This is a genomic window from Roseateles sp. P5_E1, assembly GCF_054049335.1.
On sequence record NZ_JBFUMN010000041.1, the window covers coordinates 1 to 23,028 of the forward strand.

The following is a 23,028-nucleotide window of genomic DNA, read 5'->3' on the forward strand; positions in this document are numbered from 1 at the left end:
TCCAAGGAAGAGGGCGGCCGCCACACCCCGTTCTTCAACAACTACCGTCCCCAGTTCTACTTCCGTACCACGGACGTGACCGGTGCGGTGGAGCTGCCCAAGGACAAGGAAATGGTCATGCCCGGCGACAACGTCGGCATCACCGTGAAGCTGATCGCGCCGATCGCGATGGAAACCGGCCTGCGCTTCGCCATCCGTGAAGGTGGTCGCACTGTCGGCTCGGGCGTCGTCGCCACGATCCTCGCGTAATTCATGCGTGACGTGCGCCGGGCGGCATCCGCTCGTGCTCACCACCTGCTCTTTAAGGAACCGTCATGCAAAAGCAAAAGATCCGCATCCGCCTCAAGGCGTTTGATTACAAGCTGATCGACCAGTCGGCCCTCGAGATCGTCGAGACCGCCAAGCGCACCGGCGCCATCGTCAAGGGCCCCGTGCCCCTGCCGACGCGCATGGAACGTTTCGACATCCTGCGTTCGCCCCACGTCAACAAGACGAGTCGCGACCAGTTCGAGATCCGCACCCACCAGCGTCTGATGGACATCGTCGACCCGACCGACAAGACGGTTGACGCCCTGATGAAGCTCGACCTGCCCGCCGGCGTCGACGTCGAAATCAAGCTGCAGTAATTCCGAGCCTTCGGGCTTGGTAATCCAAGACCCCGGTCCTGCCTCGGCAGGCCGGGGTCTTGTCTTTTGTGCTGGGCGGGGCCTAACGCTTGCATCGGGGCAACCCCGCAGGCTATACTCACCAGCTTTTCCGGGTTGGCCTATGCCTGCTCGGATATTCGCGCGGTGTTTCGCAAGAGATCCTGCACAAGTCAGCCCGGCCAATCGATGTCGGGTGTTCGCAATAGCTTCCGAGGCGTGAGCCGACGGGGCTGGAGAAAAACATGAGTCTGAGCAACCGTCTCGGTTTGCTGGGCCGCAAGGTGGGCATGATGCGCATCTTCACGGACGATGGCGATGCCATCCCTGTGACGGTGCTGGACGTGTCCAACAACCGCGTGACCCAGGTCAAGACCCAAGAGACCGACGGCTACAGCGCCATTCAAGTGGCGTTCGGTACGCGCAAAGCTTCGCGCGTCACCAAGCCTGAAGCCGGCCACCTTGCCAAGGCAGGTGTCGAAGCCGGTGAAATCCTCAAGGAATTCCGCGTCGAAGCCGACGTCGCAGCCCAGTACCAAGCTGGCGCGACCGTTCCGGTGACGTTGTTCGCCGCCGGCCAGCTGGTCGACGTGCAGGGCACGTCCATCGGCAAGGGCTTTGCGGGCACCATCAAGCGCCACAACTTCAGCTCGCAGCGCGCGTCGCACGGTAACAGCCGTTCGCACAACGTGCCGGGCTCGATCTCGATGGCGCAAGACCCGGGCCGTGTGTTCCCGGGCAAGAAGATGACCGGCCACATGGGCGACGAAACCTGCACCACGCAGAACCTGGACATCGTGCGCGTTGACGAAGCCCGTCAACTGCTGCTGGTCCGCGGCGCGGTCCCGGGTTCCAAGAACGGCCACATCGTCGTTCGCCCGGCCGTCAAGGTCAAAGTCAAGAAGGGAGCCAACTGATGCAGCTCGAGCTCCTGAACGAGCAGGGTCAGGCCACCGCCAAGGTGGAAGCGCCTGACACCATCTTCGCTCGCGACTACAACGAAGCCCTGGTGCACCAGGTGGTCGTGGCCTTCCAGGCCAACGCCCGCCAAGGCACTCGTGCCCAGAAGGACCGTGAACAGGTTCATCACTCGACCAAGAAGCCTTTCCGCCAGAAGGGCACCGGCCGCGCTCGCGCCGGTATGACCTCGTCGCCGCTGTGGCGCGGGGGCGGTCGCATCTTCCCGAACATGCCTGACGAGAACTTCTCGCACAAGCTGAACAAGAAGATGTACCGCGCCGGCATGGCTGCGATCCTGTCGCAGCTGGCCCGCGAAGGCCGCCTGGCCGTGGTGGATTCGATCTCGATCGAAGCCCCCAAGACCAAGCTGCTGGCCGCCAAGTTCAAGGCCATGGGCCTGGACTCGGTGCTGGTCATCTCCGATGTCGTGGATGACAACCTGCTGCTGGCTTCGCGCAACCTGGCCAATGTGCTGGTCGTCGAGCCGCGCTACGCCGACCCCCTGTCGCTGGTCTTCTACAAGAAGGTGCTGGTGACCAAGGCTGCGGTCGAGCAACTCAAGGAGATGCTGGCATGAGCGCCCCCAAGTATTCCGAAGGCCGTCTGGCCTCCGTGCTGCTCGCGCCCATCGTGTCCGAAAAGGCCACGCAAGTTGCCGAGAAGCACAACCAGGTCCTGTTCAAGGTCCTGCGCGACGCCACCAAGCCCGAAATCAAGGCCGCTGTTGAACTGATGTTCAAGGTCGAGGTCGAGTCGGTCAACGTCGTCCAGGTCAAGGGCAAGACGAAGCGCTTTGGTGGCCGTGCCGGCCGCCGTGACCACGTCAAGAAGGCCTATGTGGCCCTCAAGGCCGGTCAAGAGCTCAATTTCTCCGGGGAGGCCGCGTAAATGGCCATCGTCAAAGTCAAACCTACCTCGCCCGGTCGCCGTGGCGTCGTCAAGGTGGTGCACAAGCACCTGCACAAGGGCGCGCCCCATGCAGCTTTGCTTGAGCCGCAAATCCAGAATTCGGGCCGCAACAACAACGGTCACATCACGATTCGCCACAAGGGCGGTGGTCACAAGCACCACTACCGCGTGGTCGACTTCAAGCGCAACAAGGACGGCATTCCGGCCAAGGTCGAGACCATCGAGTACGACCCGAACCGCACCGCCCACATTGCGCTGGTGGTGTACGCCGACGGCGAACGCCGCTACGTGATCGCTCCGCGCGGTCTGGAAGTGGGTTCGACCATCCTGAGCGGCGCGGAAGCCCCGATCAAGGCTGGCAACACGCTGCCGATCCGCAACATCCCGGTGGGCTCGACGATTCACTGCATCGAGCTGCAGCCTGGCAAGGGTGCCCAGATGATCCGTTCGGCCGGCACGTCTGCGGTCCTGATGGCTCGCGAAGGCGTTTACGCCCAGATCCGTCTGCGCTCCGGCGAAGTCCGCCGCGTGCACGTCGACTGCCGCGCCACCATCGGTGAAGTGAGCAACGAAGAGCACAGCCTGCGCCAGTACGGCAAGGCCGGCGCGATCCGCTGGAAGGGTATCCGTCCGACCGTTCGCGGTGTGGCGATGAACCCGGTGGATCACCCGCACGGTGGTGGCGAAGGCCGCACCGGCGAGGGCCAGGTCCCTGTGTCGCCGTGGAACACCCTGACGAAGGGCTACCGCACTCGCAACAACAAGCGCACGCAGACGTTCATCGTCTCGCGTCGCAAGAAGTAAGGGCTAGGCCATGACCCGTTCGCTGAAGAAGGGCCCCTTCGTTGACCACCATCTGATGGCCAAGGTCGACAAGGCTGTTGCCATTAAAGACAAGAAGCCCATCAAGACTTGGTCGCGCCGCTCGACGATCCTGCCCGAGTTCATCGGTCTGACGATCGCCGTGCACAACGGCAAGCAGCACGTGCCGGTTTATGTGTCTGACCAGATGGTCGGCCACAAGCTGGGTGAATTCGCACTGACCCGCACCTTCAAAGGCCATCCGGCCGACAAGAAGGCCGGGAAGAAGTAAGGATGCCGACGATGGAAACCAAAGCAATCGTTCGCGGCGTTCGCCTCTCGTGTGACAAGGGTCGCCTCGTGGCTGACCTGATCCGCGGCAAGAAGGTGGACCACGCCCTCAACATCCTGGAATTCACCCAGAAGAAGGCGGCCGTCATCATCAAGAAGGCGCTGGAAAGCGCCATCGCTAACGCCGAGCACAACGACGGCGCTGACATTGATGAACTCAAGGTCACCTCGATCTACGTCGAGCAGGGTGCCACGCTGAAGCGCTTCTCGGCTCGCGCCAAGGGTCGCGGCAACCGCATCAGCAAGCCCACCTGCCACATCTTTGTGGCTGTCGGCAACTAAGGCGCAAGAAGACTATGGGACAGAAAATCCATCCGGTTGGCTTTCGCCTTCCTGTCACCCGTAACTGGGCTTCGCGCTGGTATGCGAACAATCAGAACTTCGCCACGATGCTGGCCGAAGATCTGCGTGTTCGCGAGTACCTGAAGGCCAAGCTCAAGAATGCTGCCGTTTCGCGCATCCTGATCGAGCGCCCCGCCAAGAACGCACGCATCACGATCTACTCGGCTCGCCCGGGCGTCGTGATCGGCAAGAAGGGCGAGGACATCGAAGCGCTGAAGGCTGAACTGACCAAGCGTCTGGGCGTGCCCGTCGCCGTCAACATCGAAGAAGTGCGCAAGCCCGAAGTCGATGCTCAGCTGATCGCCGACTCGATCACCCAGCAGCTCGAGAAGCGCATCATGTTCCGCCGCGCCATGAAGCGCGCGATGCAGAACGCGATGCGTCTGGGTGCCCAGGGCATCAAGATCATGAGCGCTGGTCGTCTGAACGGCATCGAAATCGCTCGTACCGAGTGGTATCGCGAAGGTCGTGTGCCCCTGCACACCCTGAAGGCCGACATCGACTACGGCTTCTCCGAAGCCAAGACCACCTACGGCGTCATCGGCGTCAAGGTCTGGGTCTACCGCGGTGACCGTCTTGCCAATGGCGAGGCTCCGGTCATCAACACCCCCGCAGGCGCCGAAGACGATCGTCGCCCGCGCCGTAACGCCCGTCCGGGCGCTCCTGGTGGCCGTGGCCGTCCGGGTGGCGACCGTGGCCCGCGTGACGGAGCAGATCAGCCCGCTGCCGCCGCCCCCACGGGTGACGCAGCCAAGCCCGCCGCCAAGCGCGTGGTCCGCAAGGTCCCCGCAGCCGGTGGTGAGGCCAAAGGAGAATAAGCATGCTGCAACCCGCTCGTCGTAAATACCGCAAGGAGCAGAAGGGCCGCAACACGGGTGTTGCGACCCGAGGTGCTGCGGTGTCTTTCGGTGATTTCGGCCTCAAGGCCACCGAGCGCGGCCGTCTGACGGCCCGCCAGATCGAAGCGGCTCGCCGCGCGATCTCGCGCCACATCAAGCGCGGTGGTCGAATCTTCATCCGCGTGTTCCCGGACAAGCCCATCTCGCAAAAGCCTGCCGAAGTTCGGATGGGTAACGGCAAGGGCAACCCCGAGTACTACGTCGCTGAAATCCAGCCCGGCAAGGTGATCTACGAGGTTAACGGCGTTCCCGAGCAACTCGCTCGCGAGGCGTTCACGCTGGCTGCTGCCAAGCTGCCGCTGCGTTGCACCTTCGTGGCCCGCCAGGTCGGCACCTGAGGAAGACACCATGAAAGCAACTGAACTCCGCACCAAGGATGTCGCTGCCCTCGAAAAGGAAGTGACCGACTTGCTGAAGGCCCACTTCGGCCTGCGCATGCAAAAGGCCACCCAGCAGCTGACCAACCACAGCCAACTGGGCAAGACCCGCCGCGACATCGCGCGTGCCAAGACCGTCCTGGCACAAAAGAAGAAGGAGGCCACGAAATGACTGAGGCCCAACAAGTCCAAGCCAAGAACACGCGCACCCTGGTCGGTCGCGTGGTCAGCGACAAGCGTGCCAAGACGGTCACCGTCCTGGTCGAGCGTCGCGCCAAGCACGAGCTCTACGGCAAGATCGTGGCCCGTTCCCGCAAGTACCACGCCCATGACGAAAAGGGCGAGTACAAGATGGGTGACGTCGTCGAGATCAGCGAAGGCCGTCCGATCTCCAAGACCAAGAGCTGGGTCGTGACCCGCCTGGTCGAGAAGGCCGAGATCGTCTAAAGACACCGGTCGCATGACCGCTGCACAACCGGCACGCTGGGCAACTGGCGCGCCGGTTTTTCATTTCCGGAACACTCTCTCAGGAGCGACACCATGATCAAGGTTGGCGACAAGCTGCCCGCAGGCAGCCTGCAGGAATTCATCGAAGTGGAAGGCGAGGGCTGCTCGCTCGGCCCCAACAGCTTCGATATCGAGAAGGCCACGGCCGGCAAGACCATCGCCATCTTTGCCCTGCCGGGCGCCTACACGCCGACCTGCTCGGCCAAGCATGTGCCGGGCTACGTCGAGTCGACCGAGGCGTTGAAAGCTGCCGGTGTTGACGAGATCTGGTGCGTGTCCGTSAACGACGCCTTTGTCATGGGCGCGTGGGGTCGTGACCAGAAGACCGCCGGCAAGGTCCGCATGATGGCCGACGGTAGCGCCCAGTTCGCCCAGGCCACCGGCCTGACGCTGGACCTCACCGCCAAGGGCATGGGCGTGCGCTCGCAGCGCTACTCGATGCTGGTCAAGGATGGCGTCGTCAAGACGCTGAACGTCGAAGGCCCCGGCAAGTTCGAGGTCAGCGACGCCAGCACGATGCTGGCGCAAGCCAAGGCCGCCTAAGCAATTGGTCATTCCGCGGGCCGGCAGCAGCCGGTCCTGCAAAAACTTCTGCGACAGGCATTGACGCCCCAAGGGTTCTCACTGCATAATGCGCAGCTTCGCCGAACACCAGTGCACCTGCTACGCAGCTGCCCATGCTGGTTTCGGATCCGCCCTCAACCGTTGGGCAGCAAGTGGCGCAACGCTACAAGCTGACTGACTTACGGGCCCAAGACTGACCGACGCGCAGCTCTGCTGCAACTCGGGGCAAGTTGGGGACAGACATGATCCAAATGCAATCGCGGCTTGATGTCGCGGACAACACTGGTGCGAAGTCCGTTCAGTGCATCAAGGTGCTGGGCGGCTCCAAGCGCCGCTATGCGCACATTGGCGACATCATCAAGGTCAGCATCAAAGAAGCTGCCCCGCGTGGTCGCGTGAAGAAGGGCGAGGTCTACAGCGCCGTGGTGGTTCGTACTGCCAAGGGCGTGCGCCGCCAGGACGGCTCGCTCGTCAAGTTCGACGGCAATGCCGCCGTGCTGCTCAATGCCAAGCTGGAGCCGATCGGCACCCGCATCTTCGGCCCGGTGACGCGTGAACTGCGTACCGAGCGCTTCATGAAGATCGTGTCGCTGGCGCCCGAGGTGCTTTGAGCCCCCACTGTCTGAGGTAAGCCATGAACAAGATTCGTACCGGCGACCAGGTCATTGTGCTGACCGGCCGCGACAAGGGTAAGCGCGGCACTGTGTCCGCCCGCACTGACGACGCCCATGTGGTCGTTGACGGCATCAATGTCGTCAAGAAGCACGTCAAGCCCAACCCCATGAAGGGCACCACCGGTGGCGTCGTCGACAAGACCATGCCTATCCATCAATCCAACGTGGCGATCTTCAACGCCGCTTCCGGCAAGGCCGATCGGGTGGGCGTCAAGCTCGTCGACGGCAAGCGGGTGCGCGTGTTCAAGTCGACCGGCGAAGAGATCAAGGCTTAAGAGGTCCCTCATGGCTCGTCTTCAAACGCATTACCGCGAAAAAATCGTGCCCGGCCTGGTCGAGAAGTTCGGCTACAAGTCGGTCATGGAGGTGCCTCGCATCACCAAGATCACGCTCAACATGGGCGTGAGCGAGGCTGTCGCCGACAAGAAGGTCATGGACCACGCCGTGGGCGACCTGACCAAGATCGCCGGCCAGAAGCCCGTCGTCACGAAGTCGAAGAAGGCAATCGCCGGCTTCAAGATCCGTGACGCGGTGCCCATCGGCGCGATGGTCACCCTGCGCGGCGTCCAGATGTATGAATTCCTGGACCGCTTCGTGACGATCGCCCTGCCGCGCGTTCGCGACTTCCGGGGTATCTCCGGTCGTTCGTTCGATGGCCGTGGCAACTACAACATCGGCGTCAAAGAACAGATCATCTTCCCCGAAATCGAATACGACAAGGTGGATGCTCTGCGTGGTCTGAACATCAGCATCACGACGACTGCCAAGACGGACGACGAAGCCAAGGCTCTCCTGGCTGCGTTCAAGTTCCCGTTCAAGAACTGAGGTGATCTGTGGCTAAAACTTCCATCAAGCAACGTGAACTGAAGCGCGAAGCACTCGTCGCCAAGTTCGCGAAGAAGTACGCAGAACTGAAGGCCATCATCGACGACAGCAAGAAGTCGGATGAAGAGCGCTACGCCGCTCGCCTCGAGCTGCAGAAGCTGCCCCGTAACGCCTACCCGACTCGCCTGCGCAACCGCTGCGAGCTGACCGGTCGTCCGCGTGGCACCTTCCGCAAGTTCGGCCTGGCCCGTAACAAGATTCGTGAACTGGCCTTCAAGGGCGACATCCCCGGTGTCGTCAAGGCCAGCTGGTAATCGGCCGATAGGAGTATTCGCAAATGAGCATGAGTGATCCCATCGCCGATATGCTGACCCGCATCCGCAACGCGCAGATCGTCGAAAAGACGAGCGTTGCCATGCCGTCGTCCAAGCTGAAGGTGGCGATTGCCAAAGTCCTGAAGGACGAAGGCTATATCGATGACTTCGCCGTTCGCGGCGAAGCAGCCCGCCCCGAGCTGGAAATCGCGCTGAAGTACTACGCTGGCCGTCCGGTCATCGAACGTATCGAGCGCGTCAGCCGCCCCGGCCTGCGCATCTACAAGGGCCGCCACGACATTCCTCAGGTCATGAATGGCCTGGGTGTGGCGATCGTCACCACCCCGCAAGGTGTGATGACGGACCGCAAGGCGCGCGCTGCCGGTATCGGCGGTGAAGTGCTCTGCTACGTCGCCTAAGCGAAGGAGAGACGAACAATGTCCCGCGTAGGAAAAATGCCGGTCGCCATTCCGCAAGGCGTGGATGTGACCGTGTCTGCTGACTCGATCAGCATCAAGGGCTCGCTCGGTACGCTGGTGCGTACCGCTAACAAGCTCGTCACCGTCAAGAACGAAGCCGGCAAGCTGAGCTTCGTTCCCGCCAACGATTCGGCTGAAGCCGATGCGATGAGCGGCACGATGCGTGCGCTGGTGGCCAATATGGTCAGCGGTGTGAGCAAGGGTTTCGAGCGCAAGCTGAACCTGGTGGGCGTGGGCTTTCGCGCCCAGGCCCAGGGTCAGAAGCTCAACCTGCAGATCGGCTTCTCTCACCCCGTGGTGAAGGACATGCCGGCTGGTATCAAGGTCGAGTGCCCGACCCAGACGGAAATCGTCATCAAGGGCGCTGACCGTCAGGTCGTCGGCCAGATCGCCGCCGAGGTGCGCGCCTTCCGTCCGCCTGAGCCCTACAAGGGCAAGGGCATCCGTTATTCGGATGAGAAGGTCTCCCTCAAAGAGACCAAGAAGAAGTAAGGAGCAGCGCCATGATGACCAAGAAAGAACAACGCCTGCGTCGTTCGCGCCAGACCCGCGCTCGCATTGCGATCCAGCGCGTGGCCCGTCTGACGGTGTTCCGCTCCAACCTGCATATCTACGCCCAAGTCGTCTCGGAAGACGGCGCCAAGGTGTTGGCTGCAGCCTCCACTGCCGAGAAGTCGGTCCGCGAACAGCTGAGCAGCAACGGCGGCAACGTCGCCGCTGCCACGCTGGTGGGCAAGCTGATCGCCGAGAAGGCCAAGGCCGCTGGCGTCGAGAAGGTTGCTTTCGACCGCTCGGGTTTTGCCTACCACGGCCGTGTCAAGGCCCTGGCCGAAGCAGCCCGCGAAGCCGGCCTGCAGTTCTGACGCATCAAGGAATAAGAAATGGCAAAGTTTCAACCCCGCGGCGCTCAGGCTGAAGGCAACGACGACGGCCTGAAGGAAAAGATGATCGCGGTCAACCGCGTCACCAAGGTTGTGAAGGGTGGCCGTACGCTGTCCTTCGCCGCTCTGACCGTGGTCGGTGATGGCGATGGCCGCATCGGCATGGGCAAGGGCAAGGCCAAGGAAGTGCCGGTCGCCGTGCAGAAGGCCATGGAGTCGGCTCGCCGCAACATGGTCAAGGTCAGCCTGAAGAACGGCACCATCCACCACAACGTGGTGGGCGAGCACGGTGCTGCACACGTCATCATGGCCCCGGCTCCTGCCGGTACCGGCGTCATCGCCGGCGGCCCGATGCGCGCCGTCTTCGAAGTGATGGGCGTGACCGACATCGTGACCAAGAGCCACGGTTCGACCAACCCTTACAACATGGTCCGCGCCACGCTGGACGCTCTGAAGCGTTCAACCACGCCGGCCTCTGTCGCAGCCAAGCGCGGCAAGACTGTTGAAGAAATCTTCAACTGATCGCCCAAGCGGAGCACAAGATGTCTGACAAGAAAACCGTGACGGTCAAGCTGGTGCGTAGCCCCATCGGCTGCCGCGCCTCGCACCGTGCCACCGTGGTCGGCCTGGGTCTGCGTCGGCTGAACAGCCAGAGCACCCTGGAAGACACGCCCGCAGTGCGCGGCATGATCAACAAGATCGCTTATCTGGTGCAAGTGCTCTAAGCGCGGCACACAAGAGGACAAGACGATGGAACTCAACACGATCAAGCCCGCTGAGGGCTCCAAGCATGCCAAGCGCCGTGTCGGCCGCGGCATCGGCTCGGGCCTGGGCAAGACCGCAGGTCGTGGCCACAAGGGCCAGAAGTCCCGCGCTGGTGGCTACCACAAGGTCGGCTTCGAAGGCGGCCAGATGCCGCTGCAACGTCGCCTGCCCAAGCGTGGCTTCAAGTCGCTGACGCTGAAGTACAGCGTCGAGATCAACCTGTCGGACCTGCAAGGTCTGGCCGGCGAAGAGATCGACGTGTCGACGCTGAAGGCGGTCGGCCTGGTGCCCCAACTGGCTAAGTCAGTCAAGGTCATCCTGTCCGGCGCCATCGAGCGCAAGGTCACGCTGAAGGGCGTGAACGCCACGAAGGGCGCCAAGGCGGCCATCGAGGCGGCCGGCGGCTCGGTCGCTTAATTCACAGCGCACAAGGAACTGATCCAGCGTGGCTACCAACGCGAATCAGCTGGCCAAGAGCGGCAAGTTCGGCGACCTGCGTCGTCGGCTTGTGTTCTTGCTGCTGGCTCTGGTCGTCTACCGCATCGGGGCGCATATCCCCGTGCCCGGTATCGACCCGAACCAGCTGGCCCAATTCTTCAAGGGCCAGGCCGGTGGCATCCTGAGCCTGTTCAACATGTTCTCGGGCGGCGCGCTGTCGCGCTTCACCGTGTTCGCGTTGGGCATTACGCCTTACATCTCGGCGTCCATCGTTTTACAGCTGATGACCTACGTCGTGCCGACGCTGGAACAGCTGAAGAAGGAAGGCGAAGCCGGGCGTCGCAAGATCACCCAGTACACGCGTTATGCGACGCTGGGTCTGGCTCTGTTCCAGAGCCTGTCGATCGCATTGGCGCTGGAAGGCTCTGCTGGCCTGGTGCTGAACCCTGGTTTCGGCTTCCGCCTGACCGCAGTGTCCAGCCTGGTGGCCGGCACGATGTTCCTGATGTGGCTGGGTGAGCAGATCACCGAGCGCGGTCTGGGCAATGGCATCTCGATCCTGATCTTCGGCGGTATCGCCGCGGGTCTGCCGGGTGCGATCGGTGGCCTGTTCGAGCTGGTGCGTACCGGTGCGATGGGTTACGGCTCGGCGCTGATCGTGATCTCGCTGGTTGTGCTGGTGACCTTCGCCGTGGTCTTCGTCGAACGTGGCCAACGCAAGATCCTCGTGAACTATGCGAAGCGCCAGGTCGGCAACAAGGTCTACGGCGGCCAGTCGTCGCACCTGCCGCTGAAGCTGAACATGTCCGGCGTGATCCCGCCGATCTTCGCCTCGTCGATCATCCTGCTGCCGACAACGGTGGTGAGCTGGTTCGCGACGGGTGATGGTCTGCGCTGGTTGAAGGACCTGGCCGGCATGGTCAGCCCGGGTCAGCCGATCTATGTGCTGCTGTATTCGGCTGCCATCGTGTTCTTCTGCTTCTTCTACACGGCGCTGGTGTTCAACAGTCGTGAGACCGCAGACAACCTGAAGAAGAGTGGCGCGTTCATTCCGGGCATTCGTCCGGGTGAGCAGACCGCCAAGCACATCGACAAGATCCTTTCGCGGCTCACGCTGGCTGGTGCGATCTACATCACGTTGGTCTGCCTGCTGCCCGAATTCCTGACGCTGAAGTACAACGTTCCGTTCTACTTCGGTGGCACTTCCCTGTTGATCATCGTCGTCGTGACGATGGACTTCTGGGCCCAGGTGCAGAGCTACATCATGAGTCAGCAGTACGAGTCACTGCTGAAGAAGGCCAGCTTCAAGCCCTGAGGGCGCGGAGCTGATCGTTAACCAAGATTGATTCCAACAACAATCCTGAACGTACGGCATGGCGAAAGACGACGTCATTCAAATGCAGGGCGAGATTCTTGAGAACCTCCCCAACGCCACGTTCAGAGTCAAGTTGGAGAACGGGCATGTCGTTCTCGGTCACATCTCCGGCAAGATGCGGATGCACTACATCCGCATCCTGCCTGGCGACAAAGTGACCGTAGAGCTGACACCCTACGATTTGAGTCGTGCTCGCATCGTGTTCCGGGCGAAGTGAGCTGTTTGAACCCCCGGACGCGTGTGAGCGCAAAGAAGTTAGGCCAAGGAGCAGACCATGAAAGTTTCGGCATCCGTTAAGCAGATGTGCCGCAATTGCAAGATCATCCGCCGCAAGGGCGTGGTGCGTGTGATCTGCACCGACCCGCGCCACAAGCAGCGCCAGGGCTGAGCCCCAGCTCGCACGACAGGACTAGAGGACAACCATGGCACGTATTGCTGGTATCAACATTCCGCCGCAAAAGCACACTGAGATCGGTCTGACCTCGATCTACGGCATTGGCCGTACGACCGCTCAGCAGATCTGCACGAACTGCGGCATTCCGTTCGACAAGAAGGTCAAGGACCTGAACGACGGCGATCTCGAAAAGATCCGTGACGAGGTCAACAAGTTGACCATCGAAGGTGACCTGCGCCGTGAGCAGTCCATCAACATCAAGCGTCTGATGGACCTCGGTTGCTACCGCGGCTTCCGTCACCGCCGTGGCCTGCCGMTGCGTGGTCARCGCACCCGTACGAATGCCCGTACCCGCAAGGGTCCGCGCAAGTCGGCTGCGACCGGCAAGAAGTAAGCTGCCCGAACTGAAAGAAGCTCATCATGGCAAAAGCACCCAACAATTCGGCTGCCCAGCGGGTTCGCAAGAAGGTCCGCAAGAACGTTGCAGACGGCATCGCGCACGTCCACGCCTCGTTCAACAACACCATCATCACCATCACTGACCGTCAAGGCGGCGCCCTGTCGTGGGCTTCGTCGGGTGGCCAAGGCTTCAAGGGCTCGCGCAAGTCGACCCCCTTTGCAGCCCAGGTGGCAGCTGAAGTGGCTGGCCGCGCTGCACAAGAGCAGGGCATCAAGAACCTCGACGTCAAGATCAAGGGCCCCGGCCCGGGTCGTGAGTCGTCGGTTCGCGCCCTGGCAGCGCTGGGCATTCGCATCAACTCGATCTCTGACGTGACGCCCGTGCCGCACAACGGCTGCCGTCCGCAGAAGCGTCGCCGTATCTGATCCCATTCACCTCTAGGTGACAGGGACATTGCAGATTCGGATGGCGGTGCGATAATCGCGCGTTTTCCCGGAGCCGGCGGGCACTTTGTGCCGCGCCGGCTTCAGTCTTGAGTCGATCTCATTTTCGAGACGGCTCATAAGCCCACCGTCCAAGCCCATAAAAACACCGGCTGGACTCGCGTCAACAACCTCGGATTTGAGGCTTGGCGTCAGATTGAACAAGGACACGCAAAGTGGCACGTTACCTCGGCCCCAAGGGCAAACTTTCCCGCCGCGAAGGCACCGACCTCTACCTGAAGAGCGCCCGCCGCGCCATCAGCGACAAGGTCAAGTTCGACTCCAAGCCCGGCCAGCACGGCCGCACCTCCGGCCAACGCACGTCCGACTTCGGCCTGCAGCTGCGCGAGAAGCAGAAGGTCAAGCGCATGTACGGCGTGCTGGAGCGCCAGTTCCGCCGCTACTTCGCCGAAGCCGAGCGCCGCAAGGGCTCGACCGGCGTGAACCTGCTGCAGCTGCTGGAATCGCGTCTGGACAACGTCGTCTACCGCATGGGCTTCGGCTCCACCCGCGCAGAAGCCCGCCAGCTGGTTTCGCACAAGGGCGTCACGGTGAACGGCGAGGTCGTCAACATCGCTTCCTACCTGGTCAAGGCCGGTGACACCGTCGCCGTGCGCGACAAGGCCAAGAAGCAATTGCGCGTCACCGAGTCGTTCAAGCTCGCTGATTCCATTGGCCTGCCGGCCTGGGTCAGCGTCGACGGCACCAAGCTCGAAGGCGTGTTCAAGAAGGCTCCGGACCGCGATGAGTTCGGCGCCGAGATCAACGAATCGCTGATCGTCGAGTTGTACTCGCGTTAATGATTTCCCCCGCCGACCACGCCTGCTTTGGGCGCGGTCGGCGTTTCCTCGTCCGGGCTTTTGCCCTTCGTAGGCTCTGCCCGGCTGGTCCTCAGCCTTATCGGTGTAACGAACCGAGGGTATTGAAAGAAAGACCTCATGCAAACCAACTTGCTCAAACCCAAGTCCATCAACGTGGAGCCCCTGGGCGGTCATCGCGCCAAGGTCACCCTGGAGCCGTTCGAACGCGGCTATGGTCACACCCTGGGCAACGCCCTGCGCCGTGTGCTGCTCTCGTCGATGGTGGGGTATGCGCCGACGGAAGTGACGATTGCCGGCGTGCTCCACGAGTACTCGGCCATCGACGGCGTGCAAGAGGACGTGGTTCACATCATGCTGAACCTCAAGGGCGTCGTCTTCCGCCTGCACAACCGTGAAGAAGTGACCCTGGTCCTGCGCAAGGAAGGCGAAGGCCCCGTCACCGCGGCCGACATCCAGACCCCGCACGACGTCGAGATCATCAATCCCGAGCACGTCATCGCCCACCTGTCGCAAGGCGGCAAGCTGGACATGCAGATCAAGGTCGAGAAGGGCCGTGGCTATGTGCCCGGCACGATGCGCCGTTTCGGCGACGAGCCGACCAAGAGCATCGGCCGCATCGTCCTGGACGCCTCGTTCTCGCCCGTCAAGCGCGTCAGCTACGCCGTCGAAAACGCCCGCGTCGAGCAGCGTACCGACCTGGACAAGCTGGTCATGGAAATCGAAACCAACGGCGCCATCTCGCCCGAGGAAGCGATCCGTGCTTCGGCCAAGATCCTGGTTGAGCAGCTGGCCGTTTTCGCCCAGCTGCAAGGCACCGACCTGGTCGACGCCTTCGACCAGCCGGCCCAGCGCTCCAGCAGCTTCGACCCGATCCTGCTGCGCCCGGTCGACGAACTCGAGCTCACCGTGCGTTCGGCCAACTGCCTSAAGGCCGAAAACATCTACTACATCGGCGATCTGATCCAGCGCACCGAGACCGAGCTGCTGAAGACCCCCAACCTGGGTCGCAAGTCGCTCAACGAGATCAAGGAAGTCCTGGCTTCCCGCGGCCTCACCCTCGGCGCCCGCCTGGAAAACTGGCCCCCGCAAGGCCTGGACAAGCGGTAATCCGCTTCGCTCGAACAGAAAAGACGGCCTGAAGGCCGTCATCGGATGACAAACGCACTTTGGTGCGTTTGATCGTGCAACCAGCAGTACCTGATCCGGCTGCTGGCATTAACAAAGTGAAAAAGGAATAGCACCATGCGTCACCGTAACGGCCTCCGTAAACTCAACCGCACCAGCGCCCACCGCGCTGCCATGCTGCGCAATATGTGCGTGTCTCTGCTCGAGCACGAAGCCATCAAGACCACGGTCCCCAAGGCCAAGGAACTGCGCCGCGTTGTTGAGCCCCTCATCACGCTCGCCAAGGAACCTACGCTGGCCAACCGCCGCCTGGCTTTCGACCGCCTGCGCGACCGCGACATCGTCAGCAAGCTGTTCAACGTGCTGGGCCCGCGCTTCGCGGCTCGTCCGGGCGGCTACACCCGCATCCTGAAGATGGGCTTCCGCGTCGGCGACAACGCGCCCATGGCTTTCGTTGAGCTGGTGGATCGCGCCGAAGGCGAGACCGCTGGCGAAGCCGTCGAATAAGTTCAGCCCGCGCTGATCCATGAAGCCCGCCTCGTGCGGGCTTTTTCATGGGCGCTCGCGGCGTCGGCCCCCTCCTACGCGCAAGGCAAACCCAGCCTGACGACACCGCGGCCCCGGCGCGTGCACAGTGGAACGCCGCTTCCACTTCGCAGGAGCCCGCCATGAGCCTCCACCCCACCATCTCCTCGGCCAAGGTCGAGGGCACTGCGGTCTACGACCTCGCCGGCGACAAGCTCGGCGCCATCGACGACCTCGTCATCGACAAGCGCACCGGCCATGTGCGTTATGCCGCACTGGAATTCGGCGGCTTTCTCGGCCTGGGTACCGACCGCTACCCGCTGCCCTGGGACATGCTGAAGTACGACACCAGCAAGGATGGCTATGTCGTCAACCTGGATCGCGACCTGCTGACCGATGCGCCGCGGTACGCCAAGGACGCAGCGCCGGCCTACACCGAGGACTACGGCCGCAGCGTCTATACCCACTACGGCTTCAACTGGCAGTGAGGCGCACCATGAGCAAGTCCCATCTTGGCCGCAGCCACAACGCCCAGTCCGGCCCTGTGACGCACACCGCCAGCGAATTCGCCACAACCAAGGCCACCCAAGGGCAGACGCTGACCAAGCAGGCCAAGGCGCCGGCGCGCCAGAAAGACGGCACGGCGCGTGAAGCACCCCAGGGCCCGCCTCAGCACAAGATCTGACCAGCCGCGTTAACGGCGCAAAGGCAGCCAGTGCAGATCGCCGTCGCCAAGCACCGCCACTTGCGCGCTGTGCCGGGCAAGGTCCGCGCGCCGCAGCGTCAGCGCACCGGTGAGGCCGCCGAAGGCCGGCAGCACCAGGGCGTGCGGGTAGCGCACGAAGCAAGGCCGGCGCAGTCGGTCCCCCGCACGGCTGGCGATGACGACGGCGGGGTGCCAATGCCCTGCAAGCGTAAAGCCCGCTGCGCCGGGTGGCGGTGGCTCATGCGCAGCTGTCAAAGGGCCTAACGCCCATGCCGTGCTGACAACCTCCATCGGCAAGCCGGGCGGATGAATGCGCCGGTCGTGGTTGCCGAGTACGAGCACGGTCTGTACGCGTCGCGCAAAGCCGTCGACCGATTCGAGCAGGGCCGGCGTCAGCCCCTCGGCGCTGTGCCAGAAATCACCCAGCACGACGAGTCGAGTCGCGCGGTGCGTCGCTACCAGCGCTTCCAGCCGCGCCAGTGTGCGCGCGCTGCTGCCAGCCGGCACCGCCTGACCTTGCGCACGAAAGGCAGCGCCCTTGCCCAGGTGCAGGTCGGCAGCGAACAGCGTGCGCGCGGTGGGCCACCAGACCGCGCCATCCGGTAGCAGCCACAAGGTCTCGCCGGCAGCTTCGATGCTGAGGCTCACCGCCGCCCCCGCCGCGCACCTCTGCGTTTAGCGGTCTTGTCGCTCTCCTGCGCGAAGGCCAGCCGCTCGCCCACATCCTGCGGTATCGCACCGCTGCCCGCCGCCGCCTCCAGCTCCGCCAGCATGCGCGTGAGCCGCTGTGCCAGTGACTCGGTCGTCACCCGTTCTCGCAGCATCTCCACCAGCAGCGGAAAGGCCAGCGGCGAGGTCTGCTTTGGCCGCTGCAAGTCCAGCGGCATTGCAGCCAGCCGGTCCAGCGTGCGCGCCAGCGAGTCCTCGTCCAGTTCGGCCGACAGCAGCTCCTCCTCGGCCTGGCGCAGCAGGCGGTTGCCCGGGTCGTGCTGGCGAAAGACATCGAAGTACAGCGAGCTCGATGCCTRCAGCTGTCGCTGGCTGCGCACCTCGCCGGGATGGCTCTGGAAGATCAGCCCCGAGATGCGCGCGATCTGCCGGAAGCGCCGCCGCGCCAGCTCGCTGGCATTGATGCTGGCCAGCACCTCCTGGCGCAGCGTGTGGCGATCGACGGCCGCAAGCAGCTGCGGCAGGCGCGTGGCCCAGTCGACGTCGGTGGCGCTGAGCAGCTCCATGCCGTACTCGTTGATGGCGACGGTGAAGGTGGCCGGCGTGTCGCGCCCCACGCGCCAGGCCAGCAGCCAGGCCAGGCCCAGGTGCACCGTGCGGCCGGCGAACGGGTAGAGGAAGAGGTGATGGCCGTCCGACGAGGTCTGCACCTCGGCCAGCAGCCGCTGCGGCCCGGGCAGGGCCGACCACTCGGCCTGCAGCTTCAGCAGCGGTGCGACGAAGCGCATCTCCTTGTCCAGATAGCGACCCTGCGCCGCTTCATCGAAGCGCTCCAGCATCGCATCGGCCAGCGTGTCGGAGATCGGGAACTGCCCGCCGTTCCAGCGCGGCAGCAGCGCGCGGCCCGGCTTGCCGATGCGCACATAGGCGGTCAGCCCCTCGACGCGCACCAGCTCCAGCGCCCGGCCACCCAGCAGGAAGACATCACCGGGCTTGAGCCGCGCGATGAAGCTCTCCTCCACCGTCGCGATGCGCCCCCCGCCCAGGAACTGCACGCTCATCATGGCGTCCGACACGATGGTGCCGATGTTGCTGCGGTGGCGCCGCGCCAGCCGCACGTCCGGCACACGCCACACGCCCTCGTCGTCGGACACCACGCGCTGGAAGTCCGGGTAGGCGCGCAGGCTCTCGCCGCCGTGGCGCACAAAGGCCAGGGCCCATTGCCAGGCCTCGTCGCTCAAGCCGCGATAGCTCGGCGCTGTACGCACCTCGGCCAGCAACTGCTCGGGCCGGAAGCCTCCGCCCAGTGCCACCGTCACGAGGTGCTGCACAAGCACATCCAGCGGCGCCACCGGTGCGTGGCGCGGCTCGATGCGGCCGGCCTCCACGGCGGCGCGCAGGGCCGAGGCCTCGACGATCTCCAGGCTGTGCGTCGGCACCATGGTCACGCGCGAGCGCCGCCCCGGCGCATGGCCGCTGCGGCCCGCGCGCTGCAGCAGGCGGGCCACACCCTTGGCCGAGCCGATYTGCAGCACCTGGTCCACCGSCRGRAARTCCACGCCCARRTCCAGGCTGGCCGTGCAGACGACGGCCTTGAGCTGGCCCGCCTTCATGGCCGCCTCCACCCAGCGACGCAGCTCGGCATCGATGGAGCCGTGGTGCAGTGCGATGGCGCCGGCCCAGTCCGGCCGCGCGTCCAGCAGCGCCTGGAACCAGCGCTCGCTCTGAGAGCGCGTGTTCGTGAACACCAAGGTGCTGGCCGCCTTGTCGATCAGCTCGGCGACGGCCGGCAGCATGGTCAGACCCATGTGGCCGCCCCAGGCGAAGCGCTCGATGCGAGCGGGCAGCAGCGTCGCGATGTCGATCTTCTTGTCCTGGGCGCCGCGCACCAGCACGGTGTCAGGCGCCAGCATGTGGCGCGCTTCGTCGAGGTTGGCCAGCGTGGCCGACAGGCCCCAGGTCATCAGCGCCGGGTTCCAGCGCCGCAGCCGCGCCAGCGCCAGCTGCAGCTGCACGCCGCGCTTGGTGCCGAGCAGTTCGTGCCATTCGTCGACGACGACGAGGCGCACGCGCCTGAGCACGTCGGGCGCATCGGCGCGCGACAGCATCAGGCTCAGCGACTCCGGTGTCGTCACGAGGGCGGTGGGCCAGCGGCGCTGTTGAGAGGCACGCTCGTTGGTCGATGTGTCGCCGGTGCGTGCAGCCAGCGTCCAGTCCGGCGCGAGCGCAGACGCCGCGTCCTGCAGGGCTAGCAGCGTGTCGTGGCTGAGCGCGCGCATCGGGGTCACCCAGAGCACGGTCAGCGGAGCTTCCTTGGCACCGAACGCCTGCAGTGCGCCGAGCCAGACGGCCAAGGTCTTGCCGGAGCCGGTGGTGGCGTGGAGGAGGCCGGAGTGGCCTTGCTTCATTTCCTTCCAGACGGTGCGCTGGAAGGGGAAGGCTTTCCAGCCCTTGCTTTCAAGCCAACTGGTGGTAGGGCTAGGCATTGGGAGTCTTTGCCTGGCGTGCGCTTGATCGCCGCATTGCCGGGAGTCCGTCCCGGCGGCCGGGTAACTTTCTTCTGCGGCGCCAGAAGAAAGTCACCAAAGAAGAGGCSCTGAACCGCACACCAGCGCGACGCCGCCAAGAGCGGCGCGCGAAAACGCTCGGTGGATTGCACGACGACGCGACCCGCTGCGCTCTCGCYGCTGTCCCTGTGACGAGCACCATCCGCTGCCGCTTCACGCCGCTTAACGTCGGCTGCACGCCGAACTCATCAACGAATACTGCGTCGCTGGGGCGACGCCACGGCGAGACGGCGCGGGCTTCGCGTCGCCCGAGCGACGCTGTATTGGCTGTTCCTGGTGAGCACGGCGTGCAGCCGCGCGTTAAGCGGGCAGGTGGTGCGATGGATGGTGCTSGTSACAGGGACAGCGGCGAGAGCGCAGCGGCTCGCGTCTGCCCACTCACCGAGCGGCTGTTGCACGGCGCAGCTCGTGCATGTGGTGCTGGTGTGCGGTTCAGGGCCTCTTCTTTGGTGACTTTCTTCTGGCCCCGCAGAAGAAAGTTACCCGGCCGCCGGGACGGACTCCCGGCAATGCATCGATCAAGAGCACTCGTCGCAAAAGCAACCAACATCACGCCACCGCATCCATCAAGGCCCTCAACGACGCCAACGTATCCGCCTCCCACAACGGCTTGTCATCCCTTATCCGCAGCATGCGCGGAAACCTTACCGCGATGCCACTCTTGTGCCGCGAGCTCGCCTGGATGCCCTCGAAGCCCAGCTCGAACACCATCGTCGGCCGCACGCGCCGCACCGGCCCGAACTTCTCGACCGTCGTCTTGCGGATCTCGCGGTCCACGCCCTTGATCTCCTCGTCGGTCAGCCCCGAATAGGCCTTGGCGAAGGGCACCAACGTCAGGTCGCCGCCCGTTGAATCCAAAGCCGCCTCGGCCTCCGCCGCATCCCGTGGCGCGCGGTTCCAGACGGCAAAGCTGTAGTCGGTGTAGAGGTTGGCGCGGCGGCCATGGCCGGCCTGGGCGTAGATCAACACGGCATCCACGCTCAGCGGTGCGACCTTCCACTTCCACCAAACGCCGACGGTGCGGCCGATGCCATAGGCTGACTCACGGTGCTTCAGCATCAGGCCTTCGACACGACGCTCGCGCGAGCCTTCGCGGGCGGCGGCTAGCTCAGACCATTCGTCCGCTTCCACCAGCGGCGATGTCGCGATGCCCAACTGCTCCAGCCGCGCGCGACGGATGTGCATGGGTTCCTGTCGACGATCAACTCCGTCGCTCTCCAGCAGGTCATAAGCCAGCAGCCGCACCGGCGCCTCGGCCAGGATGGCCTTGGACAGCTTGGTGCGGCCGATGCGCTTTTGCAGCAGCGCAAACGGCGCCGGCTCGGCCTCGCCGTGGCGCCAGGCTAGCAGCTCGCCGTCCACCACCGTGCCATCCGGCCAGGTGCTCGCCTCGAGCACGACTTCGGGAAAGCGTTCCGTCACCAGCTCCTCGCCGCGCGACCAGATCCACGCCTGGCCGTCGCGCTTGACCACCTGAGCGCGGATGCCGTCGTACTTCCACTCCGCCAGCCAGTCGCCCCGCTCACCGAGCGCAGCGGGCTCGCCGGGCAGCGCATGCGCCAGGAAGAAGGGGTAGGGCTGGCCGCCACGAGAGCCGCTTGTGTCCTCGGCCAGCAGCGCCTGGAAGCGCGCGGCCGTCGGCGGCGTGTCGATCTGGGTGTAGCCCATTATGCGCTGCGCGATGCCGGCCGCGTCGGCCCCAGACCACTCGGCCAGCGCCCGCTGCACCAGCAGCTTGCTGACACCGACGCGAAAGCCCCCGCCCACCAGCTTGACGAACATGAAGCGCTCGTCCGCCGACAGGCCCTGCCACGCGCTCAACACGGCTTCGCGTCGCGCCGCTGCGTCGAGCGCACGCAGCGGCAGGATGCGCTGCTCCATCCAGTCGGCCAGCGGCTCGTCGAGCTTGTCCTGCGGGTCGGGAAGCACGTAAGCGATGGCCTCCGCCAGGTCGCCGGTGACGGCATAGCCGGCCTCGAACAGCCACTCCGGCAAACCCGCCGCCTCGCAGGCCAGCGCTCGCAGCTCGCTCGTGGGCACCGCTCGGCGCGGCGTGCCGCCGGCCAGCAGATAGACGGCCCAGGCCGCATCACGCGCGGGCGCGTCGGCCAGGTAGCGTTTCAATGCCGCCACCTTGGCCAGTGTGGACGTGCTGGCGTCGATGGCGAGGTAGAGGGCGACAAAGCGCTTCATTGCGCCGCCTCCACGCCATGCGTCTCGTCGCCGTACTCGGTCGCAAAGGCCTCGGCCTGCAGGCCCAGTTCGCTCAGGTAGCGCACCAGCGCGCCTTCGTCGCCATGCGTGACGATGACGCGCTGGGCGCCGGTCGATTGAATGGCCGACAGCAGCCCCGGCCAGTCGGCGTGGTCGCTGAAGACGAAGCCGCGGTCCACGCTGCGGCGCCGGCGGGCGCCGCGCAACCGCATCCAGCCGCTGGCAAAGGCGTCGCTGTGCGGCCCCAGCGCTTTTGCCCAGCGGCTGTCCTGCACGGCCGGCGGCGCGATGACGAGCGCATCGCGCAGCGCCTTGAAGTTCGTTTCCGGCGTCACGGTCTCCGCCTCCGGCAGGGCCACGCCCGCCGCGCGATAGGCCTCGTTCAGCCGCGCAACCGCCGCATGCACCAGCACCGGCCCAGGTGCGTCGGCGGTTGCCAGCCCCGCCACCAGCCGCTGCGCCTTGCCCAGGCTGTAGCCCATCAGCAGCGCCTGCTTGCCCTGGGCTGCGCAGTCGGCCCACCACGCACGCATCTCGGCCAGCACCTCGGTCTGCGGCGCCCAGCGGTAGATGGGCAGGGCAAAGGTGGCTTCGGTGATGAAGACATCGCAGCGCACCGGCTCGAAGGGCGCGCAGGTGGTGTTGGCCTCCCCCTCAGCATTCACCGCGCCGCTGACGAAGTAATCGCCCGACACGACCCAGACCTCGCCGCGGTGCGCCACGCGCACCTGGGCCGAGCCCAGCACATGGCCGGCCGGGTGCAGGCTGACGGTCACCTCGCCCAGTTGCAACGGCTCGCCATAGRCCAGGCCCTGGAAGGCCATGTCGGGACCCACGCGGGAGCGCATCAGCCCTTCGGCGTCGCTGTGGGCGAGGTAGGCGCCGTGGCCCTCGCGGCAATGGTCGGCATGGGCGTGGGTGATGACGGCACGCGCCACCGGCCGCCAGGGGTCGATATGGAAACCGCCCGCCTCGCAATACAGGCCCTCGGGGCGGCGGGTGATCAAGTCAGCCATGGAC

Annotated in this window: 37 protein-coding genes; 33 read left to right on the forward strand and 4 right to left on the reverse strand. The window is 64.5% G+C overall.

The genetic code is table 11. From position 1 onward, the window contains the following. The 33 genes from ACXJKJ_RS22690 to ACXJKJ_RS22850 form a co-directional block, all read left to right on the forward strand. On the forward strand, positions 1 to 249 hold a 249-nt coding region (locus ACXJKJ_RS22690; RefSeq protein WP_457392706.1), incomplete at its 5' end, for an EF-Tu C-terminal domain-related protein. A 65-nt stretch (positions 250 to 314) separates the two neighbouring features. Beyond that, entirely contained in the window at positions 315 to 626 is a 312-nt protein-coding gene (rpsJ, locus tag ACXJKJ_RS22695) for a 30S ribosomal protein S10 (RefSeq protein ID WP_056194266.1), read from the forward strand. A 263-nt stretch (positions 627 to 889) separates the two neighbouring features. After that, positions 890 to 1,561 carry a 50S ribosomal protein L3 gene (gene rplC, locus ACXJKJ_RS22700; RefSeq protein ID WP_056194263.1) on the forward strand — a complete coding sequence of 224 codons (672 nt, stop codon included), beginning with the start codon at positions 890 to 892 and terminating at the stop codon, positions 1,559 to 1,561. Beyond that, positions 1,561 to 2,181, forward strand: coding sequence for a 50S ribosomal protein L4 (rplD, locus tag ACXJKJ_RS22705; RefSeq protein ID WP_056194259.1), 621 nt, complete (start codon positions 1,561 to 1,563; stop codon positions 2,179 to 2,181). Before rplC ends, rplD begins: the two co-directional genes overlap by 1 nt. Then, positions 2,178 to 2,492, forward strand: a complete 315-nt coding sequence (gene rplW / locus ACXJKJ_RS22710; protein ID WP_056194256.1) for a 50S ribosomal protein L23 — start codon at positions 2,178 to 2,180, stop codon at positions 2,490 to 2,492. Before rplD ends, rplW begins: the two co-directional genes overlap by 4 nt. Next, positions 2,493 to 3,317 (forward strand): 50S ribosomal protein L2, encoded by an 825-nt coding sequence (gene rplB / locus ACXJKJ_RS22715; protein ID WP_056194253.1) that lies wholly within the window; start codon positions 2,493 to 2,495, stop codon positions 3,315 to 3,317. A 10-nt stretch (positions 3,318 to 3,327) separates the two neighbouring features. After that, entirely contained in the window at positions 3,328 to 3,606 is a 279-nt protein-coding gene (gene rpsS / locus ACXJKJ_RS22720) for a 30S ribosomal protein S19 (protein WP_056194250.1), read from the forward strand. Between the two features lie 11 nt (positions 3,607 to 3,617). Beyond that, positions 3,618 to 3,947: a 50S ribosomal protein L22 gene (rplV, locus tag ACXJKJ_RS22725; RefSeq protein ID WP_056194291.1), complete on the forward strand. Its 330-nt coding sequence runs from the start codon at positions 3,618 to 3,620 to the stop codon at positions 3,945 to 3,947. 14 nt (positions 3,948 to 3,961) lie between these two features. Then, positions 3,962 to 4,825, forward strand: a complete 864-nt coding sequence (rpsC, locus tag ACXJKJ_RS22730) for a 30S ribosomal protein S3 (protein ID WP_056194248.1) — start codon at positions 3,962 to 3,964, stop codon at positions 4,823 to 4,825. Positions 4,826 to 4,827: 2 nt separating this feature from the next. Beyond that, the gene (gene rplP / locus ACXJKJ_RS22735; protein ID WP_056194244.1) at positions 4,828 to 5,244 is read left to right on the forward strand and encodes a 50S ribosomal protein L16; all 417 of its coding nucleotides are present in this window, start codon (positions 4,828 to 4,830) and stop codon (positions 5,242 to 5,244) included. Between the two features lie 10 nt (positions 5,245 to 5,254). After that, the gene (rpmC, locus tag ACXJKJ_RS22740; protein ID WP_056194241.1) at positions 5,255 to 5,455 is read left to right on the forward strand and encodes a 50S ribosomal protein L29; all 201 of its coding nucleotides are present in this window, start codon (positions 5,255 to 5,257) and stop codon (positions 5,453 to 5,455) included. Continuing rightward, a complete protein-coding gene (rpsQ, locus tag ACXJKJ_RS22745) occupies positions 5,452 to 5,730 on the forward strand; it encodes a 30S ribosomal protein S17 (protein WP_457323017.1) in 279 nt (92 codons plus the stop codon). The genes rpmC and rpsQ overlap by 4 nt, the downstream gene beginning before the upstream one ends. 93 nt (positions 5,731 to 5,823) lie before the next feature. After that, on the forward strand, positions 5,824 to 6,333 hold the full coding sequence (locus tag ACXJKJ_RS22750) for a peroxiredoxin (protein ID WP_056194236.1): 510 nt from the start codon (positions 5,824 to 5,826) through the stop codon (positions 6,331 to 6,333). Positions 6,334 to 6,596: 263 nt separating this feature from the next. Further along, on the forward strand, positions 6,597 to 6,965 hold the full coding sequence (rplN, locus tag ACXJKJ_RS22755; protein WP_056194233.1) for a 50S ribosomal protein L14: 369 nt from the start codon (positions 6,597 to 6,599) through the stop codon (positions 6,963 to 6,965). Between the two features lie 23 nt (positions 6,966 to 6,988). Next, positions 6,989 to 7,303, forward strand: a complete 315-nt coding sequence (gene rplX / locus ACXJKJ_RS22760; protein WP_056194230.1) for a 50S ribosomal protein L24 — start codon at positions 6,989 to 6,991, stop codon at positions 7,301 to 7,303. Positions 7,304 to 7,313: 10 nt separating this feature from the next. After that, positions 7,314 to 7,853, forward strand: coding sequence for a 50S ribosomal protein L5 (gene rplE, locus ACXJKJ_RS22765; RefSeq protein ID WP_056194227.1), 540 nt, complete (start codon positions 7,314 to 7,316; stop codon positions 7,851 to 7,853). Between the two features lie 8 nt (positions 7,854 to 7,861). After that, positions 7,862 to 8,167, forward strand: a complete 306-nt coding sequence (gene rpsN / locus ACXJKJ_RS22770) for a 30S ribosomal protein S14 (protein ID WP_056194224.1) — start codon at positions 7,862 to 7,864, stop codon at positions 8,165 to 8,167. Positions 8,168 to 8,190: 23 nt separating this feature from the next. Then, positions 8,191 to 8,586 carry a 30S ribosomal protein S8 gene (gene rpsH, locus ACXJKJ_RS22775; protein WP_056194221.1) on the forward strand — a complete coding sequence of 132 codons (396 nt, stop codon included), beginning with the start codon at positions 8,191 to 8,193 and terminating at the stop codon, positions 8,584 to 8,586. Positions 8,587 to 8,604: 18 nt separating this feature from the next. Next, positions 8,605 to 9,138: a 50S ribosomal protein L6 gene (gene rplF / locus ACXJKJ_RS22780; RefSeq protein WP_056194218.1), complete on the forward strand. Its 534-nt coding sequence runs from the start codon at positions 8,605 to 8,607 to the stop codon at positions 9,136 to 9,138. Positions 9,139 to 9,149: 11 nt separating this feature from the next. Then, positions 9,150 to 9,509, forward strand: a complete 360-nt coding sequence (rplR, locus tag ACXJKJ_RS22785; protein ID WP_056194215.1) for a 50S ribosomal protein L18 — start codon at positions 9,150 to 9,152, stop codon at positions 9,507 to 9,509. An 18-nt stretch (positions 9,510 to 9,527) separates the two neighbouring features. After that, complete coding sequence (gene rpsE, locus ACXJKJ_RS22790) at positions 9,528 to 10,049, forward strand: 30S ribosomal protein S5 (protein WP_056194212.1); 522 nt, start codon at positions 9,528 to 9,530, stop codon at positions 10,047 to 10,049. 20 nt (positions 10,050 to 10,069) lie between these two features. Continuing rightward, on the forward strand, positions 10,070 to 10,252 hold the full coding sequence (rpmD, locus tag ACXJKJ_RS22795) for a 50S ribosomal protein L30 (RefSeq protein ID WP_056194210.1): 183 nt from the start codon (positions 10,070 to 10,072) through the stop codon (positions 10,250 to 10,252). A 25-nt stretch (positions 10,253 to 10,277) separates the two neighbouring features. Beyond that, positions 10,278 to 10,709, forward strand: coding sequence for a 50S ribosomal protein L15 (rplO, locus tag ACXJKJ_RS22800; RefSeq protein ID WP_056194207.1), 432 nt, complete (start codon positions 10,278 to 10,280; stop codon positions 10,707 to 10,709). Positions 10,710 to 10,737: 28 nt separating this feature from the next. Further along, complete coding sequence (secY, locus tag ACXJKJ_RS22805; protein WP_056194205.1) at positions 10,738 to 12,045, forward strand: preprotein translocase subunit SecY; 1,308 nt, start codon at positions 10,738 to 10,740, stop codon at positions 12,043 to 12,045. 58 nt (positions 12,046 to 12,103) lie between these two features. Beyond that, positions 12,104 to 12,322: a translation initiation factor IF-1 gene (infA, locus tag ACXJKJ_RS22810; protein WP_009855680.1), complete on the forward strand. Its 219-nt coding sequence runs from the start codon at positions 12,104 to 12,106 to the stop codon at positions 12,320 to 12,322. Between the two features lie 57 nt (positions 12,323 to 12,379). Then, complete coding sequence (gene rpmJ, locus ACXJKJ_RS22815; RefSeq protein ID WP_056194202.1) at positions 12,380 to 12,493, forward strand: 50S ribosomal protein L36; 114 nt, start codon at positions 12,380 to 12,382, stop codon at positions 12,491 to 12,493. A 34-nt stretch (positions 12,494 to 12,527) separates the two neighbouring features. Next, on the forward strand, positions 12,528 to 12,893 hold the full coding sequence (gene rpsM, locus ACXJKJ_RS22820) for a 30S ribosomal protein S13 (protein ID WP_457392711.1): 366 nt from the start codon (positions 12,528 to 12,530) through the stop codon (positions 12,891 to 12,893). A gap of 26 nt (positions 12,894 to 12,919) precedes the next feature. After that, complete coding sequence (rpsK, locus tag ACXJKJ_RS22825; protein ID WP_056194196.1) at positions 12,920 to 13,324, forward strand: 30S ribosomal protein S11; 405 nt, start codon at positions 12,920 to 12,922, stop codon at positions 13,322 to 13,324. Positions 13,325 to 13,557: 233 nt separating this feature from the next. Then, positions 13,558 to 14,181 (forward strand): 30S ribosomal protein S4, encoded by a 624-nt coding sequence (gene rpsD, locus ACXJKJ_RS22830; protein WP_056194191.1) that lies wholly within the window; start codon positions 13,558 to 13,560, stop codon positions 14,179 to 14,181. A gap of 138 nt (positions 14,182 to 14,319) precedes the next feature. Then, entirely contained in the window at positions 14,320 to 15,309 is a 990-nt protein-coding gene (locus tag ACXJKJ_RS22835; protein WP_056194188.1) for a DNA-directed RNA polymerase subunit alpha, read from the forward strand. Positions 15,310 to 15,444: 135 nt separating this feature from the next. Continuing rightward, positions 15,445 to 15,834: a 50S ribosomal protein L17 gene (gene rplQ, locus ACXJKJ_RS22840; protein ID WP_056194184.1), complete on the forward strand. Its 390-nt coding sequence runs from the start codon at positions 15,445 to 15,447 to the stop codon at positions 15,832 to 15,834. Positions 15,835 to 15,995: 161 nt separating this feature from the next. Next, positions 15,996 to 16,340 carry a PRC-barrel domain-containing protein gene (locus ACXJKJ_RS22845; RefSeq protein ID WP_457324254.1) on the forward strand — a complete coding sequence of 115 codons (345 nt, stop codon included), beginning with the start codon at positions 15,996 to 15,998 and terminating at the stop codon, positions 16,338 to 16,340. An 8-nt stretch (positions 16,341 to 16,348) separates the two neighbouring features. Beyond that, positions 16,349 to 16,537 carry a hypothetical protein gene (locus tag ACXJKJ_RS22850; protein ID WP_457324253.1) on the forward strand — a complete coding sequence of 63 codons (189 nt, stop codon included), beginning with the start codon at positions 16,349 to 16,351 and terminating at the stop codon, positions 16,535 to 16,537. 9 nt (positions 16,538 to 16,546) lie between these two features. Here ACXJKJ_RS22850 and pdeM read toward each other — a convergent pair whose 3' ends face one another. The 4 genes from pdeM to ACXJKJ_RS22870 all read right to left on the reverse strand — a co-directional run bounded on the left by pdeM (position 16,547) and on the right by ACXJKJ_RS22870 (position 23,024). After that, complete coding sequence (pdeM, locus tag ACXJKJ_RS22855) at positions 16,547 to 17,206, reverse strand: ligase-associated DNA damage response endonuclease PdeM (protein WP_457392714.1); 660 nt, start codon at positions 17,204 to 17,206, stop codon at positions 16,547 to 16,549. Next, positions 17,203 to 19,713: a ligase-associated DNA damage response DEXH box helicase gene (locus tag ACXJKJ_RS22860; protein WP_457392716.1), complete on the reverse strand. Its 2,511-nt coding sequence runs from the start codon at positions 19,711 to 19,713 to the stop codon at positions 17,203 to 17,205. Before ACXJKJ_RS22860 ends, pdeM begins: the two co-directional genes overlap by 4 nt. A 630-nt stretch (positions 19,714 to 20,343) precedes the next feature. Continuing rightward, on the reverse strand, positions 20,344 to 21,987 hold the full coding sequence (locus ACXJKJ_RS22865) for an ATP-dependent DNA ligase (protein ID WP_457392718.1): 1,644 nt from the start codon (positions 21,985 to 21,987) through the stop codon (positions 20,344 to 20,346). Next, a complete protein-coding gene (locus tag ACXJKJ_RS22870) occupies positions 21,984 to 23,024 on the reverse strand; it encodes a ligase-associated DNA damage response exonuclease (RefSeq protein WP_457392720.1) in 1,041 nt (346 codons plus the stop codon). Before ACXJKJ_RS22870 ends, ACXJKJ_RS22865 begins: the two co-directional genes overlap by 4 nt. Positions 23,025 to 23,028: the final 4 nt, after the last annotated feature.

Excerpts from the sequence above, each read along its gene's own strand:
- rplR (WP_056194215.1), top strand. The coding sequence starts at position 9,150 with ATGATGACCAAGAAAGAACAACGCCTGCGTCGTTCGCGCCAGACCCGC.
- rpmC (WP_056194241.1), top strand. The coding sequence starts at position 5,255 with ATGAAAGCAACTGAACTCCGCACCAAGGATGTCGCTGCCCTCGAAAAG.
- ACXJKJ_RS22845 (WP_457324254.1), top strand. The coding sequence starts at position 15,996 with ATGAGCCTCCACCCCACCATCTCCTCGGCCAAGGTCGAGGGCACTGCG.
- rpmJ (WP_056194202.1), top strand. The coding sequence starts at position 12,380 with ATGAAAGTTTCGGCATCCGTTAAGCAGATGTGCCGCAATTGCAAGATC.
- rpsC (WP_056194248.1), top strand. The coding sequence starts at position 3,962 with ATGGGACAGAAAATCCATCCGGTTGGCTTTCGCCTTCCTGTCACCCGT.
- ACXJKJ_RS22865 (WP_457392718.1), bottom strand. The coding sequence starts at position 21,987 with ATGAAGCGCTTTGTCGCCCTCTACCTCGCCATCGACGCCAGCACGTCC.
- rplN (WP_056194233.1), top strand. The coding sequence starts at position 6,597 with ATGATCCAAATGCAATCGCGGCTTGATGTCGCGGACAACACTGGTGCG.
- rplQ (WP_056194184.1), top strand. The coding sequence starts at position 15,445 with ATGCGTCACCGTAACGGCCTCCGTAAACTCAACCGCACCAGCGCCCAC.
- rpsH (WP_056194221.1), top strand. The coding sequence starts at position 8,191 with ATGAGCATGAGTGATCCCATCGCCGATATGCTGACCCGCATCCGCAAC.
- rpsK (WP_056194196.1), top strand. The coding sequence starts at position 12,920 with ATGGCAAAAGCACCCAACAATTCGGCTGCCCAGCGGGTTCGCAAGAAG.
- rpsS (WP_056194250.1), top strand. The coding sequence starts at position 3,328 with ATGACCCGTTCGCTGAAGAAGGGCCCCTTCGTTGACCACCATCTGATG.
- rplE (WP_056194227.1), top strand. The coding sequence starts at position 7,314 with ATGGCTCGTCTTCAAACGCATTACCGCGAAAAAATCGTGCCCGGCCTG.
- rplV (WP_056194291.1), top strand. The coding sequence starts at position 3,618 with ATGGAAACCAAAGCAATCGTTCGCGGCGTTCGCCTCTCGTGTGACAAG.
- rpsQ (WP_457323017.1), top strand. The coding sequence starts at position 5,452 with ATGACTGAGGCCCAACAAGTCCAAGCCAAGAACACGCGCACCCTGGTC.
- rplF (WP_056194218.1), top strand. The coding sequence starts at position 8,605 with ATGTCCCGCGTAGGAAAAATGCCGGTCGCCATTCCGCAAGGCGTGGAT.
- rplB (WP_056194253.1), top strand. The coding sequence starts at position 2,493 with ATGGCCATCGTCAAAGTCAAACCTACCTCGCCCGGTCGCCGTGGCGTC.
- infA (WP_009855680.1), top strand. The coding sequence starts at position 12,104 with ATGGCGAAAGACGACGTCATTCAAATGCAGGGCGAGATTCTTGAGAAC.
- rplO (WP_056194207.1), top strand. The coding sequence starts at position 10,278 with ATGGAACTCAACACGATCAAGCCCGCTGAGGGCTCCAAGCATGCCAAG.
- rpmD (WP_056194210.1), top strand. The coding sequence starts at position 10,070 with ATGTCTGACAAGAAAACCGTGACGGTCAAGCTGGTGCGTAGCCCCATC.
- rplX (WP_056194230.1), top strand. The coding sequence starts at position 6,989 with ATGAACAAGATTCGTACCGGCGACCAGGTCATTGTGCTGACCGGCCGC.
- rplD (WP_056194259.1), top strand. The coding sequence starts at position 1,561 with ATGCAGCTCGAGCTCCTGAACGAGCAGGGTCAGGCCACCGCCAAGGTG.
- rplW (WP_056194256.1), top strand. The coding sequence starts at position 2,178 with ATGAGCGCCCCCAAGTATTCCGAAGGCCGTCTGGCCTCCGTGCTGCTC.
- rpsJ (WP_056194266.1), top strand. The coding sequence starts at position 315 with ATGCAAAAGCAAAAGATCCGCATCCGCCTCAAGGCGTTTGATTACAAG.
- rplP (WP_056194244.1), top strand. The coding sequence starts at position 4,828 with ATGCTGCAACCCGCTCGTCGTAAATACCGCAAGGAGCAGAAGGGCCGC.
- rplC (WP_056194263.1), top strand. The coding sequence starts at position 890 with ATGAGTCTGAGCAACCGTCTCGGTTTGCTGGGCCGCAAGGTGGGCATG.
- rpsE (WP_056194212.1), top strand. The coding sequence starts at position 9,528 with ATGGCAAAGTTTCAACCCCGCGGCGCTCAGGCTGAAGGCAACGACGAC.
- ACXJKJ_RS22850 (WP_457324253.1), top strand. The coding sequence starts at position 16,349 with ATGAGCAAGTCCCATCTTGGCCGCAGCCACAACGCCCAGTCCGGCCCT.